The organism is Gordonia sp. NPDC057258 (assembly GCF_042668985.1).
Lineage (GTDB): Bacteria > Actinomycetota > Actinomycetes > Mycobacteriales > Mycobacteriaceae > Gordonia > Gordonia hongkongensis.
Genome location: NZ_JBHUXZ010000015.1, coordinates 38740 through 53207 on the forward strand (window position 1 = coordinate 38740; position 14468 = coordinate 53207).

Below are 14468 nucleotides of genomic sequence, written 5' to 3' on the forward strand. Positions count from 1 at the left end.
CTCCCTCACCGGTCCCTCGGCGGCGCAATCGGATTGACGAGCCGGTGACCCGCGTCGATCAGCGATGCGTAGGAGTCCTCGATGTCGACCATGCGCTTGTTGTTGCGCAGTTGCAGCCCGTTCATGTGCACCGCCCCGAACTCCGGTGCGGACAGATCCCAGCGAGCGAACCTGTCTTCCAGATCGGGGTGGGCCGCGACGAACTCACGCAGGCTCTCGGCCACCAGCGACCAGAACTCGTCGTCGCCGACGATGCCGTGCGTGTGCAGGATCTCGGCGAGTGGACGCAGGAAGTCGTCGAAGACGTCCGACAGCACACCCAGGTTGCGGATCTCGTCCGGTTCGGTGGTCCGGACGCGGGCGCAGCTCTCCGGGAGTCCGTCCGCCTCGCCGAACACCGAGACCTCCTCGCCGATGTCCTTGAGGATCGCTCGCACCGGGATGCCCTCGGCGAGAACGAGGATGAGGTTCTCCCCGTGCGGCGAGAACTTCAGCTCGTATCGGTAGAGCAGGTAGGCGATGGGATGTAGATAGGTGCGCAGGTAGCGACGGATCCACTCGGTCGCGGGGACACCCGAACGGTCGATGAACGCGCCGACCAGTGGCTCCCCCAGGTGGTCGATGTGAAGCAGCGCGGCCATGGTCGACAGTTGCTCGTCTGCGGCTGCCAGCGGCACCGGGCTCTGTCGCCACAGCGCGGACAGGATCTTGCGGTACTCCGACCCCGGCTGCGTGATCGGCGTGAACGTCGGGCTGCGGTAACCGATCGCCGCGACCTCGAAGATCATCTCGAAGCCGATCGCGGCGAGGTACTGGTCGTCGGCGACGAGTCCACGGACCCAGTTGTTGATCAGCGGCGTCGTCCGCATGTAGTCGGCCGACATCCCGCGTGTGAAACCCATGTTCACGATCGACAGTGCGACCTTGACGTAGTTGCGGGTCGGGGTGGTCGCGTTGAACACCGTGCGGATCGACTGCTGTGCCTGATAGAGGTCGGGGCTCGTGCCGACCTCGACGATGCGCTGGTCGGCGATGTCGGCGGAGTAGAGCTTGCGTACCTTCTCGACCCACTGCCAGGGATGCACCGGGAGGTATCGGTAATCGGCCGGTTCACAACCGACTTCGCGCAGGGCGTCCCCGAAGTCGGACAGCGTCTCGGGTCCGAGCTCGTCGAGGAGCAGCGCGTCGTAGTCGACGTCGCTGACGGTGGCAACGTCACAGTCCTCGCGACGGACGGCGAGCCAGACGAGCCGGAAGTGGTTGCCCACCTCGGGGGCGTAGCGCTCGATGTCGTCCGCGCTGAACCCAAGACGGCCGGCGTTGGCGACGATGCACGGGTGCCCCTCCGTCATCGTCGCCTCGATGGTCTGGAAGTCGGCGTGAGCGAGATCCGTTGCTGGGATGCGTCGTTCGTCCGGACGGTCGGCGCTGATCGCCAGGGTGTTGATGAACTCCTCGAGGTACTCCGGCAGCGCCTGGGGACCGATCCCCAGGAACGGTGCCAGGTCGACGACCATCGCCACCGCGTCGATCGGGAGTTCGGCGCCGTCGCGCACACGACGCAGCGTCGACTCGTCGATCGCCCAGCTGTCCAGGGCGAGCCGGTCGGCGCGGAAGTGGTAGTCGGTGCGGCCGTCGGCGGAGGAGACGACGTACCCGTCGCCGCTCGCCACCGGGTCGAGTGCCCGCTCGTGGGAGAACTCGGCGAGGATCTTCTTCGCGATCCTGGTGTGATACGTCTGGCGATGGCTTCGCGCACCCGACCCCCCGGCCGTGCGCGTCGCGAATCCCGGAATGGTCCCGATGTCCTGGAGAGTCAACGATCTACGCCCCCAGGTCCGTGACCTCGACGGGTCCGACGGACTTGCCGTTGTCGGTCACCTCGAGGAAGTCGGCTCGGGTGCAATAGCTCAGGTGCGCGGTCTTGTTCCCGACGGGGTAGTCGCCGTCGACGCGGAAGCCGACACTCGCGTTGAGGCGGTGCACGGCCTTGTTGCGGACGTCGGGCTCGACGACGACGCGCGCGGCGCCGACCTCCAGGATCGCGGTCCGCATGATGTGCAGCATCACCGCGCCGGTGAAGCCCGGCAGGGACTGTTCGGCGTGGGCGACCAGCAGGTGCATGCCGATGTCGCCGTCGGCGGGTACGTAACCGCTGGCGGGGTCGGCGAGTTCGCTGGTGGCCGGGTCGTAGAGCTCGAACAGGAACTGCGGGCGCCCGTCGTGGTAGCCCAGGCGCATTCCGTGGGGCGTGCCGGCGGTGGCCTCGGCCGACTCGCGAATCATCTTCTCCACGTCGGCAACCGAGCTGTCGAGCATGTCCCAGTACTTGGCCTTGGGATGGGTGAGCCATCCGTGGACCGTCGCGGCGTGCGATACGTCGTCGAGGGCGACCGAGGTCAGGTCGTAGGTCGGGGCGGAGGAAATGGTCATGATGCCTTTGCTCTGGGAGGTGGTCTGTTGGGGTGCCGGAGAAGGTGCCGAATGCGGTCAGCCGCGCGCGATCTCGGCCTCCACCTGTTCGTCGGTGAGTTGCAGGACGTCAAGGAAGGTCTGTGCCACGAACTCAGCGCGTTCCCCGCCGAGTTCGGTGAGTCGTCCGGCGAGCCCCGCGATCGTCCGCCGGGAGAAGATGTCGGCGACCGAGAGGCCGGGTGCGTCGAGCCACTGGCGCGTCAGTGCGACCACGCGGGTGGCCTGGACGGAATCGCCGCCGAGGGAGATGAAGTCCTCAGTGACGCTCGCGGGCGGTGTCGGCAGGACCTCCCCGAAGATCAGGGTGAGGGCCTCTTCGACCGGGCCGCGCGGCGCGACCGACTCGACGGCGTCGTCGTCGGACCGGACGCCGGCGGCGATGGCCTTGCGGTCATGCTTGCCGTTCGGAGTCAGCGGGAACCGGTCCAGGACCGTGATGGACCGCGGGACCATGTGCGGTGGAAGGGCTTCCGACAACCGGGCGCGCAGGTCGGCGTCGTCCTCGGTCGATCCGTCGGTGAGCACCACCGCGGCACGCAGGTCGCGACCGTCGGACCAGGCGACGGCCGAGCCCACCCCGGCCAGACCCAGCAACCCGGCCTCGACCTCACCGAGTTCGACGCGGTAGGCGCGGATCTTCACCATGTGATCGGCGCGGCCCAGGAAGTCGAGGAAGCCACCCGGGAGGTAACGCGCGAGATCGCCGGTGCGGTACCAACGCTGTCCCTCGTGCTCGACGAAACGATCGGCGGTGCGCTCGGGGTCGCCGCGGTAACCGTCGGCCACGCCGGCTCCGCCGATCCACAGTTCACCCGGCACGAGGTCGGGGCGGTCGCGGCCGGCGTCGTCGACGACCCGGCAGCGGACGCCGCGGAGCGGAATCCCGTACGGCACGAACGCCATTCCGGCCGGCACGGCATCCGCTTCGCAGATGGTGGAATGGATTGCCGTCTCGGTGGTCCCGCCGAGGCCGGCCACGCGACAATCGGGCAGCTGTGCGCCGACGCGCTCGAGCAGCGACACGTCGACCTTGTCGCCGCCCATGATGATCATCCGTAGCGACGCGGGCAGGGGGTTGAGATCGAGGAGCATGCCGAGGATCGACGGCACGCAGTTGAGCACGCTCACCGAGTGCTGGGTGAGCAGCCGCGCCCAGTCGTCGACCTTGGTCTGCTCGTCGTCGCCGGGCACGACGACGGCGCCGCCGACGGCGAGGAGGCCGAAGATGTCGAAGACCGAGAGGTCGAACTCCAGCGAGGACACCTGCAGGCTGCGATCGTCGGCTCCGATCGCATACCGGTCGACGAGGTCGGTGATCGTGGCGACCGCGGCCCGGTGCGGAACCTGGACGCCCTTGGGCAATCCGGTGGAGCCCGAGGTGAACAGGACGTAGGCGAGGGCGTCGCCGCTGACGGCGACCGGGTCGACCGGATCGGTGCGTCGGGCGTCGTTCACCTCGAGCACGGTGGCTTCGGCTGAGGTCCAGGCGGCGGGTTCGGAGGTAAGAATTGCGGCCGGGGTGGCGACGTCGACGATGCGCTCGCGGCGCGCCCGGGGCTGGGTGGGGGCGATCGGGACGTAGGCCGCGCCGGCGGCGAGCACTCCGAGCGCGGCGACGACCTGGTCGCCGCCCTTGGGCAGGTGGACGACGACCGTGTCACCCGGTGTGACCCCGGCTGCGACCAGGGCTCCGGCGACTCGGCGGGCCTCGTCGGCCAATTCGGCGTGGGTCCAGATGCGTGCGTCGGATACGACTGCCGGTGTCCCCGCACGCTCGGCGGCGCGGGCGAAGAAGTTTCCGTGCAGGGTGCCGTCGAAGGTGTCGGTGGCCGGTAGTGGACTCTCCACCGAAAGGCGCTGTGCTCGAACCTCGGCCGTGATCGGGTCCGGCGCGGGCGCATCCCACTCACCGTCGACGAGGAGCCCGAGCAGACGGACATAGTGGTCGAACATCGAACGTGCGGTGGTGAGTTCGAGGTCGGAGGCACGGACGTCCCAGTTGAGGAGCAGTCCGCCGGCAACCTCGGTCACCTGTGCGTCGAGCAGCACCTGCGGGCCCTGCGAGACGATCCACGACGGATCACCCAGCACGTCGGTTGCCTGTTGCGAGAAGAGGTCTCCCAGTCCCAGCGCGCTGGTGAACACGATCGGCGAGACCACCGGTTCGCCGCGGTGGCGACTCAGTTCGCGAAGCACGTCCAGTCCGTTCATCGAACCGTGCGCGGCGGCCTCGTGCATCGATGCCCGCATCGATCGCGCACGTTCGGCGAGCGTCGCCGGCTCGCTCAGGTCGACGCCCACGAGGATCGACGACGTGAAGTCGCCCACCACCCGCTCGACGTCAGGATGGACCTGAGGACGATCGAACAACGGCACCGTGAGCAGGAATCGCGAGGTGGCCGAATGCGTTCCGACGGCTTCGGCGAAGACTGCGGCCACCGCGGCCGCGGGGGTGACGCCGCGCCGGTGCGCGTGCTCCTCGAGTCGCTTCCAGTCCGACGCGGACACCGAATGGTGGAGGCGGACGCTGTGCGGTTCGACATCGCCGCGCATCGCACGTTCGTCGAGCGGGAGTTCGGGCGGGCCGGGGAGTGTGGGAATCCTTTCGCGCCACCAGGTCACGTCGTCGTCGCGGATCTCCCGCGACGTGCGATCCGCGGTGATCGTCGCGAAGGTGACGCCGAGTTCCGGCAGGGACTCGCCGCGGTACAGGCGAGCGAAGTCGTCGACGAGGACGCGGTAGCTCATCGCGTCGGCGGCGATCATGTCGACGTCGAGATGGACACGGGCCGAGTTCCCCGGCAGCAGACTCAGTTCGGCCCGGATCACCGCTCCCTCGTCGACCGGCAGTGCGCGGTGGGTGCCGTCCGCGCGACGGGCCGCCAGGACCTGCTCGACCGTCTCCGAGGAATGTTCCCGAAGGTCGTGCACCGCAATGGCTTCGGGGTGTGCCGGGCCGATCTCCTGGGTACCGTCGGGAAGCACTCGGACGCGCAGCATCGGGTGGCGTTCCAGCAGCGCGGCCATCGCCGAGGTGAAGCGGTCGGGATCGACGTCGGAACCGTCGAACTCGATGTAGAGGTGAGCGGCGACATTGCCGAACGCGTGGCTGTCCGACCTACCGATCCAGTAGGCGTGCTGCATCGGAGCGAGGGGGAACGGTCCTTCGGTCGGTTCCGATGACGAAGGTGCGAGGTCGTCGGTGGTCGGCGCGGGCGTGCCGCCCAGCAACGCCGCCCACGCGGTGATGGTCGGTTGCGCGGCGAGGCGGGCGAAGTCGACGTCGAGGCCGCGTTTGCGCCAGGTGCCGGCCAGTCGCATCATCCGCAGCGAGTCGAGTCCCTGTGCGATGAGGTCCTGCTCGGGGTCGATCGACTCGGGGGTCACGCCGAGCGCCGTGGCCACCTGGTCGCGGATGTCCGAAGTCGCGGCGGCGGCCGCGCCGGCACCGGCCGGGTTCGCGTCGCTCGGCCGACCGGCCGAGGAGCGCAGAAGTGCCGCCCAGGCCGTGACCGTGGGTTGTGCGGCGAGGCGGGCGAAGTCGACGTCGAGGCCGCGTTTGCGCCAGGTGCCGGCCAGTCGCATCATCCGCAGCGAGTCGAGTCCCTGGGCGATGAGGTCCTGCTCCGGGTCTATCGACTCGGGCGTCAGGCCGAGGGCCTCGGACACCTCGGCGACGATGTCGGCCGCGGTGACAAGATCCGTGGTCTGGGAATTCGTGGCCATCAGCCGGCGTGCCTCTCGCAGTTCGGTGAGATGTTTACTCAGTCCGGGGAACCCGCATTTAGGGTAGGTTATACTAACTAACCGCTCCGCCCAATCTCTGGGCAATGTCGGCGAGGGCCCCGCGAGCCGACGCGAATTAGGTTAGCCTAAGTTTCACGTATTGGTCTCATCGGATGACGCGGATCACGTAGTCGCGATGATCGACTCGGGGTCTTGTGTCCGAGAAAGATTAGGCTACCCTACCCAAATGGTGCGAGCAGTTGTGTTCGCCGAGACCAGCGGTCGGGGACGACCCGCGGTATGACCACTCGGTCGCTCACACGACCGGAAGACGATCAGACGACCGACGCCAGGTGCTGGCGAGAACGGGAAACGAGAATGTCGCAGAACAGCGTGATCCTGGAGGAAGCGGGCTCGACCAATGCGTTGGCGGCCACCGTTCGTGAGGCGATGCTGGCGGGGGATACGAGTCTGTCCGTCCTGGACTCCGACACCGGCGAGTGGGTGACGGCGCCGTGGCGCGAGGTCCATGCCCGCGCGGAGCAGATCGCGGTCCAGTTGCTGGCTGACAGCGAACTGCACGAGCCGCAGGCGCTCGGCCTCATCGGGGACCCCACGGTGGACCTGATCGCCGCCATCCAGGGCGCGTGGCTCGCCGGTGTTCCGGTCACCATCCTGCCGGGCCCCATCCGGGGGGCCGACGAGGAGCGATGGGCGCAGAACACCTACCACCGGTACGTGTCGATCGGCGTCGGCACCGTCCTCGGCAGCGGAGCCCAGCTCGACCTGCTGTCGAAGGTCGAGGGACGGCTGCACATCGCGCGAGTGGGCGAGTACGGCCTCGGCGCCGACACCACCGACTTCGTCGCCCGTAACGTCAACGGCAACACCATCGCCGTCCTCCAGGGAACCGCCGGATCGACCGGAGACCCCAAGACCGTCGCCCTGACGGCCTCGGCCGTCTACTCGAACGCCATCGAACTGGTCAGCCGGCTCGGCCTCCACCGCACCCGCGACACCGGGTTCAGCTGGCTGCCGCTCTACCACGACATGGGTCTGATGTTCCTGCTCGCCGGGATGACCACCGGCATCCCCGCCTACATCGTGCCGAACACCGCCTTCGCGGCGGCGCCCTTCAAGTGGATGCAGTGGCTCACCGAGACCAAGACGACCGTCACCGCGGCGCCGAACTTCGCCTACGACATCCTCGGCCGCTACGGCAAACTGCTGCGCGACATCGACCTCTCACACCTGCGCGTCGCGATCAGCGGCGGTGAGCCGATCGACGCCGATGCCTTCGACAAGTTCCTCGAGGCGACCGCGCCGTTCGGATTCGATCGTTCCGCCGCGGCACCCGCCTACGGTATGGCCGAATCCGCCTGCGCGGTGACGATGCCCGCGGTCGGCGAGGGGGTGCACTACGACGAGGTCACCGTGACCCCGCCCGGCGGTGGCGAGCCCATTCGCCGCCGGTACGCGATCCTCGGTAAGCCGCTGGGCGGCATGCAGGTTCGCATCGTCGAGCCGAATGTCGACGTCCCGGTCATCGACGGGCGCAACGTCGGACACGTGGAGATCCGCGGCGCGTCGATGATGCGCGGCTACCTGGGCGACGCCGATCTCGGTGCGGGCGAATGGTTCTCGACCGGCGACCTCGGTTACCTGATCGACGATCGGCTGGTGATCTGCGGCCGGGCCAAGGAGGTCATCATCGTCGCGGGCCGCAACCTGTTCCCGATCGAGATCGAGCGCGCGGCCGCCGAAGTCGCCGGTGTGCGTCGCGGCGGCGTCGTCGCCATGGCGCGGGGGGAGGGTTCGGCCCGGCCGGGCCTGGTGATCCTCGCCGAGTACAAGGGGTCCGATCCCGACCAGGCGCGTGCAGAGGTCAACTCCGAGGTCGCGTCGGCGTGCGGGATCATGCCCGCCGAGGTCATCTTCGTCGCGCCGGACTCGGTGCCGCGCACCACATCCGGCAAGATCCGTCGCCTCGAGGCCCGTCAGATGGTCGAGAACGGCACCTTCCAGTAGGTCCGGTTTTCCGTGGTGCGTCGTGTCATGCCGACGGTCACGAGAATGACAGTGTCTCCCCGGCCCGGACCCCGGGCCGGGGAGGCACTGTAGAGAGGTTCAGACATGAGCGAGGTATCCACGAAGGGGCGCGGCTGGCAGGGCGCCGTCATGAAGATCCTGGGCGGTGACGACTTCACCTTCACCCTCACCGGCAAAGAGGCGGTGACGGATCACTATCTGCGACTGCGCTTCCACGGTGGCGGGCTCCTCACCGGTTCCGCGATCCACCCGACCATGTGGGTGCGCCTCCGGTTCGCCGACGGCGGCAAGCTGCATCAGCGCGGGTACACGCTCGTCGATCCCGACCCGGCGACGGACACCTTCGACATCGAGTTCGCGATCCACGACGGCACCGCCGCCCGATGGGCTCAGGACGCACATGTGGGTGACGCCATCGGCGCGACCCTGATGGGCTCGAAGTTCGCGATCCCCGACCCCGCGCCGGCGGGATGGCTCGTCGCCGGCGACACCGCCTCGCTACCGGCGATCAATTCGCTGCTGGACTCGCTCGGCGACTCCGGGGCGGGTGCGACGATCTGGTTCGAGTATCAGCACGAGAGCGACAGGTTGCTGCCGCTGCGCGCCCGCGCGCAGGACACGGTGCACTGGCTTCCGCGTGAGCGCGACGGCGCGGCCCTCGTCGACGCGGTCCGATCCGCCGCCTTCGATGCCGCCGACCACTTCGGTTGGGTCGCACTCGATTCGACGAGCACCCGTGCAGTCGCGGGACTGTTCAAAGGCGAGTACGGGATCCCCAAGAAGTCGGTGAAGTCGCAGGCCTACTGGATCGTCGGGAAGTCGTTCGCCTGACGGCGCCCCTGCTCCCTGAGGTGCGAGCGAAGCGAGCCTCGAAGGGCCTCGCGACGCATCTCGCCGCGCCCTTCGTGGCTCGTCGCTATCGCTCCTCGCACCTCAGGGAGCATGGGGAGGTTCGCACCTGAGGGAGTAGTTGTGTTGCGCAGCCGCGGTCAGTCGGCGATGTCGAAGACCACCGGGGCGTGATCGCTGGCGCCCTTCGCTTTTCGCGCGGCGCGATCGACGACGGCGCCCATGATGCGGGTGTCGAGAGCGGGTGAGCAGAACGCGTAGTCGATGCGCATGCCCTCGTTCCGGGGGAACCGCAGCTGGGTGTAGTCCCAGAAGGTGTACCCCGGGGCGTACGGAAGGGCCGAGTCGACGAGGCCGGCCTCCAGGAACCCCTGCACTGCGGCGCGTTCGGGTGGGGTCACGTGTGTGCGTCCCTCGAAGTACTCGCGATCCCACACGTCGTCGTCGGTCTGGGCGACGTTCCAGTCGCCGGCGAGCATCATGTCCGCGGCGGGGTCGTGGGCCAGCCGCAGGGAGATGTGATTCCGCAGCGCGTCGAGCCAGGCGAGCTTGTAGGTGTAGTGCGGGTCGTCGGGTGTCCTGCCGTTGGGTACGTAGAGACTCCAGACGCGAACGCCGTTGCAGCGCGCGGAGATCGACCGCGCCTCCCGGATCGGCTGGCCGTCGACCGGGTGCGTCGGCACGCCGTCGAAGGAGATCTCGACCTCGTCGAGCCCGACCCGTGAGGCGATCGCGACACCGTTGTAGGCGCCTTGCCCGACGTGCGCGACGTCGTAACCGGCGGCGAGGAAACTCATCAGCGGGAACGCGTCGTCGTGACACTTGGTCTCCTGCATCGCGAGAACGTCGATGCCGGCGGTCTCCGCCCAGGCGACGACGGACTCGGACCGGGCGCGAATCGAGTTGACGTTCCAGGTGGCGATCCTCATCGGATGTCCTCCGACGCGGCCGGCACGTGCGGTGTCACATAGCGATAGGTGTGATGCAGCCAGAAACCCAGGCGGCGATACCACGATCCGGCCAACCGGTTGGTGGACTCGACCTGCAGGTAGACCGAGTCGGCGCCCTGCTCGACCCCCCACGCCGTCAGCGCCGCGACCACCGCGGAGGAGAGCCCGCCCCCGCGCGAGCCCGGGTCGGTCCACAGGGCGGTCAACCCCAGCCACCGGTGTCCGTCCGGCGACTCGGTCACCGAACCCCGCCCGATCGCTGCTGCATCGTCGACGGTCGCGAAGGTCATCGGGCCGTCCCCGGCGGTCACGACGCCGGCCACGGTGTCGAGTCCGCGCGACGCGCGCCCACCGGCGTATGCGCTCAACCAGCGGGTGTCCGGTTGCGGATCGAGTTGTACTGTCCGTCCGTGCATCTCGCCGGTGCGCGCGCGGAGCCCCGGCAGGTCGGCGGTCAGCATCTGTACCTCGACCCCGGGGTCTCCGGGAACGGAGCCCGACGGGATGAGGCGATCCGGGGAGGCGAGGAGCGGAGGGAGGCCGCGGTCGGCGTACCACTCACCGATATGTCGCAGGGTCGCGGCGTCGGGACGTGCGTGGCGTTCAAGGGGCACAGCTGAGTTGGCGCGTCTGCTGAATCCGTGACCGGCCCGCAGGAGCCAGCCGTCGACCCACTCCGTCTCGACACCGGGCCAGGCGACGGCGGCGGCGTGCTCGAGCGCGCGGATCTCGCTGTTGCGCACCGGTTTCGCGGACAACAGACGCACCGAGGTGATCGCCGCGAACGGGATCGACAACTCCTCGTCGTCGCGTCGTATCCGCAGCGGGTCGGAGTCGTCGAGCAGGACGCCCGTCACGTCCGACCGGGCGGCCGCGGGATCTCCCCGCCAATCGGCGGGGGTCGCATCGCCCAGCAGATAGCGAACGACGACGCGGTCGCCAGCGACGGCACCCGACAATGAGACCTCCACGCGGAAGCGAGATCAGTCGTCGTCGTGCCCGAACGGGTCGGCGACCTCGCCGGGCGTCCACGTCAGACCGGGGACCCCCCACTTGTTGCGTTTGATCGCCTTCTTCGCGGCCCGGGCGTTGCGCCCCACGAGCACGTCGACGTAGAGGAAGCCGTCGAGGTGGCCGACCTCGTGCTGGAGCATCCGGGCGAAGAACCCCTCGCCCTCGATGACGACCTCGGCGCCGGTCCGGTCGGTGCCGGTGACGCGGGCCCAGTCGGCACGGCCGGTGGGGAACTGCTCACCCGGCACCGACAGGCATCCCTCGTCGTTGTCGTCGGGATCCGGCATGGTCTCGGGGATCTCGGAGGTCTCGAGGACCGGGTTGATGACCTCGCCGCGGCGGCGGGCCGCCGAGCGGTCGCCGTCGGGGCAGTCGTAGACGAACACCCGGGACCCGACGCCCACCTGATTGGCGGCCAGGCCCACACCGTGGGCGGCGTCCATGGTCTCGTACATGTCGTCGATGAGGCCGACGACCTCATCGGACGGACGGCCGTCCGCGTCGAGGGGGACCGGAGTGGTCGGCTGGTGCAGGACCGGCTCGCCCACGATGCAGATCGGGAGAATCGCCATGGCGATCACCTTAGCGCTGCTCAGGGCGCAGGAACGACGCCGGGTACGGCGTCGCGGATGGCGTCACCGGCAGGGCCGGGAATGCCGGGGAACAGCGTCGACTGCCAGTCGAAGCTGTCGACCGGCTCGGTCACCACCGAGCCCGCGCACGACCCGCGCAGCGACGTCCGCACGTTGGCGATGATCGTCGGGTCGCGCATCTCGATGACGTGGTCGTACCCGGTGTTCGCCAGGGGGACCGGGGAGTATGCGCGGCACTGTGCGGTTCCGTCGAGGCGACCGTCGGTCCATTCGCCGTCGCTCTGCACCACCGAGTACCGGGTGGGGCCGGGGGCGTCGGGACCACGGTTGAGCTCGGTGACCGCGTCGGCGTACATGCAGGTGTCGTAACCGCCGTCGCGCGGCTGCGCGCAACCGCCGGGCGAGCCGTACTGGGCGGTCCCGATCGCGACGTACTCGTCGACGACGTCGGACCCGCCGAGGAACTTCAGGTAGTGCCGGGCGCCGAGCCCGCCCGCACTGTGGGTGACGAGCCCGATCGACTTCGCGGTGCCGACGAAAGGTGCGATCGTCCGCTGGATCAGCCGGGCGTCGGACGCCACGTCGCGTCCCCCGGCGTGCGCGTACACCACGGTGTTCCCGTCGGCGCGGATCGCCTCGGCCAGCGGACGGAACGTCTCCTCGTTCTGTGCGTTGCCGGCGTAGAGCTGCTGGCCGGGCACGATGACCACGACGCGCTCGGCGGGCGCGGCGGCAGCGGGCGCGGCGAGTGCCGCGGTCGCGACGGCGGCCGTGGAGGCCAGCGCCGCGATGGCTCCCATCACTGCTCGCCGGGTCCTCGCCACCCCGGATCCGGTTGTCGTCATCCCGACCGTCGTCATCTCTGTCCCCCGCCTCGACCCATCCCGGACGGGGATGAGTGAGGGCAGCCTAACAGCGGTCGCCGTCCGACGGAATGGTCGTGATGCGCGCCGTGGCGAGTCACACCGCGATCGGACCGGCCCGCCGTGGTTAGATTGGCTGCGAACCACACCGCTGTCATTCGTCTCCGTGAGGAGACGTCCGCGCCCGCGTCGCGTCGCGAATAGGTGCACGTCAGCGGTGGTGTGAGGTCGTCGACTGGTATCTGAGGGAGTGAGATGGACGGCGCAGCTGCGCGTAGCCAGAAACAGGGCGATCAAACCACCCCCGGCCAGGACGCAGAGGCCGGGGCGGCCGGCCGGCCGGTCGATCCGCACGAGGTCGGTGCGGACGGTCTGACCCGCCGCGAACACGACATCCTCGCGTTCGAGCGCCAGTGGTGGAAGTACGCCGGCGCCAAGGAAGAAGCGATCAAAGAGCTGTTCGGTTTGTCGGCGACCCGGTACTACCAGGTGCTCAACGCGCTGGTCGACCGGCCGGAGGCGCTCGCGGCCGATCCGATGCTCGTCAAGCGGCTCCGGCGCCTGCGCGCGACCCGTCAGAAGGCCCGTGCGGCGCGCCGTCTGGGCTTCGAGATCACCTGAGACGCTGAACCCGGACGCCCTCGCGCGGTGCGTTAAGGTCGTCGGTGATGAATGCAGATCGTGAGCCCAATCGCCTCCCGCTTCGTGCGGGGGCGATGATGCTCTTCGCAGTCGCCGTGGTCTTCATCGGCCTCGGCTGGCATTCCGCGGCGACCGCCGGGAACGACGCCCCGACGACCGAGGCCGCGACGACCGTGAGTTCGTCGCCCACGTCGAAGCCGGCGTCCACGAGTGCGGCGTCGACCGACAAGCGGCTCTGCGTGATCAACGCCGGCCAGGTCGCGGGCCTCGCCTCGGACGTGACCGATCTGCTGGAGGCCAGGGGTTACCAGATGGCGGAGCCCGGCAACTACACCGCGGGCGGGTTCAGCGAGAACACGGTCTTCCACGAGGACGACACGGACAAGGCCCAGGCCGACGAGGTCGCCGAGGCACTCGGCGGCCAGGTCGCGGTCGAGGAGCGGCCGGCCTCGTTCACCCGGTGCCGCGGCGGCATCCCGGTGGTCGTGGTGACCGCGGTCAGCGGCGCATGACCCGGGCCGAGCCGCGAACCTCTGAATCACGAAGCAGCTGAACCGAGAATTACCGAAAACCACTGTCCGCCAACCAAGGAGTGACATGTCCGGACGTTCCACACTCGCCGCGCCCCGCGCTCTCGCCGCGTTGTTCTCCGCAGGACTGATCGGCGTGACACTGGCCGGGTGCAGCCCCGACCAGGAACCCACGGACGTCCCGGGCACGACGCCGCCCGTCGTCAGCGATGCGCCGCTCCCGCCGGGCGCCGAGGACGACGTCGACGGCGAGCCCAGCGGCCAGATCGCCGTCGCCGAGATCAAGGACACCTCCGGCGAGGTCGTGGGCCAAGCAACCTTCACCGCGGCCACCGAAACCGCCGAGCCGGTCACCATCAACGTGCGCGTCACCGCCGGTGAGCTGCCGGCCGGGTTCCACGGCATGCACATCCACGAGACCGGCACCTGTGACGCGGGCGCCGGCGGCTCGCAGGCGTTCACCTCGGCGGGCGGACATCTGCAGGTGGACGGCAACACCGATCATCCCTCGAGCGGAGATCTGATCTCGATCAACATCCTCGAGGACCACACCGGCCGGACGGTCACCACGACCGACGCGGTGACCATCCAGCAGCTGATCGGCAAGTCGATCATGATCCACGAGAAGCCCGACAACTTCGGGAACATCCCGGCTGACAAGTACCCGGGCGGCCCGAACCCCGACACCCTGCGGACCGGCGACGCCGGCGCACGCATCGCGTGCGGTGTCATCGAAGAGGAGAGCTAGGGGTTCTGGCGCCGTCCGACGCCACCTGA

12 protein-coding genes are annotated in these 14468 nt (G+C 69.0%); 5 read left to right on the plus strand and 7 right to left on the minus strand.

Going from position 1 to position 14468, the window contains the following annotated elements; genetic code table 11:
• Positions 1–5 precede the first annotated feature (5 nt).
• The 3 genes from ACFUEJ_RS12820 to ACFUEJ_RS12830 are packed head-to-tail and all read right to left on the minus strand — an operon-like array spanning position 6 to position 6201.
• Complete coding sequence (locus tag ACFUEJ_RS12820) at positions 6–1820, minus strand: IucA/IucC family protein (protein ID WP_388029782.1); 1815 nt, start codon at positions 1818–1820, stop codon at positions 6–8.
• 4 nt (positions 1821–1824) lie between these two features.
• Positions 1825–2433: a GNAT family N-acetyltransferase gene (locus ACFUEJ_RS12825; protein ID WP_388029785.1), complete on the minus strand. Its 609-nt coding sequence runs from the start codon at positions 2431–2433 to the stop codon at positions 1825–1827.
• Positions 2434–2490: 57 nt separating this feature from the next.
• A complete protein-coding gene (locus ACFUEJ_RS12830; protein ID WP_388029788.1) occupies positions 2491–6201 on the minus strand; it encodes an amino acid adenylation domain-containing protein in 3711 nt (1236 codons plus the stop codon).
• A gap of 378 nt (positions 6202–6579) precedes the next feature.
• On the opposite strand from ACFUEJ_RS12830, the gene mbtM reads away from it, so the two are divergent.
• Both mbtM and ACFUEJ_RS12840 read left to right on the plus strand, forming a co-directional pair.
• Positions 6580–8229: a long-chain-fatty acid--ACP ligase MbtM gene (gene mbtM / locus ACFUEJ_RS12835; protein ID WP_078111733.1), complete on the plus strand. Its 1650-nt coding sequence runs from the start codon at positions 6580–6582 to the stop codon at positions 8227–8229.
• 105 nt (positions 8230–8334) lie between these two features.
• Positions 8335–9081, plus strand: a complete 747-nt coding sequence (locus ACFUEJ_RS12840; RefSeq protein WP_388029792.1) for a siderophore-interacting protein — start codon at positions 8335–8337, stop codon at positions 9079–9081.
• A 158-nt stretch (positions 9082–9239) separates the two neighbouring features.
• On the opposite strand, the gene ACFUEJ_RS12845 is transcribed toward ACFUEJ_RS12840, so the two are convergent.
• From ACFUEJ_RS12845 to ACFUEJ_RS12860, 4 genes are read right to left on the minus strand one after another with little or no spacing between them, the layout of a single operon-like run.
• Entirely contained in the window at positions 9240–10028 is a 789-nt protein-coding gene (locus ACFUEJ_RS12845; protein ID WP_338856686.1) for an exodeoxyribonuclease III, read from the minus strand.
• Positions 10025–11008, minus strand: a complete 984-nt coding sequence (locus tag ACFUEJ_RS12850) for a GNAT family N-acetyltransferase (protein ID WP_388029795.1) — start codon at positions 11006–11008, stop codon at positions 10025–10027. Before ACFUEJ_RS12850 ends, ACFUEJ_RS12845 begins: the two co-directional genes overlap by 4 nt.
• 24 nt (positions 11009–11032) lie before the next feature.
• Complete coding sequence (locus ACFUEJ_RS12855) at positions 11033–11635, minus strand: peptide deformylase (RefSeq protein ID WP_159369990.1); 603 nt, start codon at positions 11633–11635, stop codon at positions 11033–11035.
• A 20-nt stretch (positions 11636–11655) separates the two neighbouring features.
• Positions 11656–12501, minus strand: coding sequence for an esterase/lipase family protein (locus ACFUEJ_RS12860; protein ID WP_388029798.1), 846 nt, complete (start codon positions 12499–12501; stop codon positions 11656–11658).
• 273 nt (positions 12502–12774) lie between these two features.
• Here ACFUEJ_RS12860 and ACFUEJ_RS12865 point away from each other — a divergent pair, with 273 nt between their 5' ends.
• The 3 genes from ACFUEJ_RS12865 (at position 12775) to ACFUEJ_RS12875 (ending at position 14439) form a co-directional block, all read left to right on the plus strand.
• The gene (locus ACFUEJ_RS12865; protein WP_065630471.1) at positions 12775–13140 is read left to right on the plus strand and encodes a DUF3263 domain-containing protein; all 366 of its coding nucleotides are present in this window, start codon (positions 12775–12777) and stop codon (positions 13138–13140) included.
• Between the two features lie 47 nt (positions 13141–13187).
• The gene (locus tag ACFUEJ_RS12870; protein ID WP_388029800.1) at positions 13188–13673 is read left to right on the plus strand and encodes a LytR C-terminal domain-containing protein; all 486 of its coding nucleotides are present in this window, start codon (positions 13188–13190) and stop codon (positions 13671–13673) included.
• An 85-nt stretch (positions 13674–13758) separates the two neighbouring features.
• Entirely contained in the window at positions 13759–14439 is a 681-nt protein-coding gene (locus tag ACFUEJ_RS12875; protein WP_065630469.1) for a superoxide dismutase family protein, read from the plus strand.
• The last annotated feature ends 29 nt before the right edge of the window (positions 14440–14468 follow it).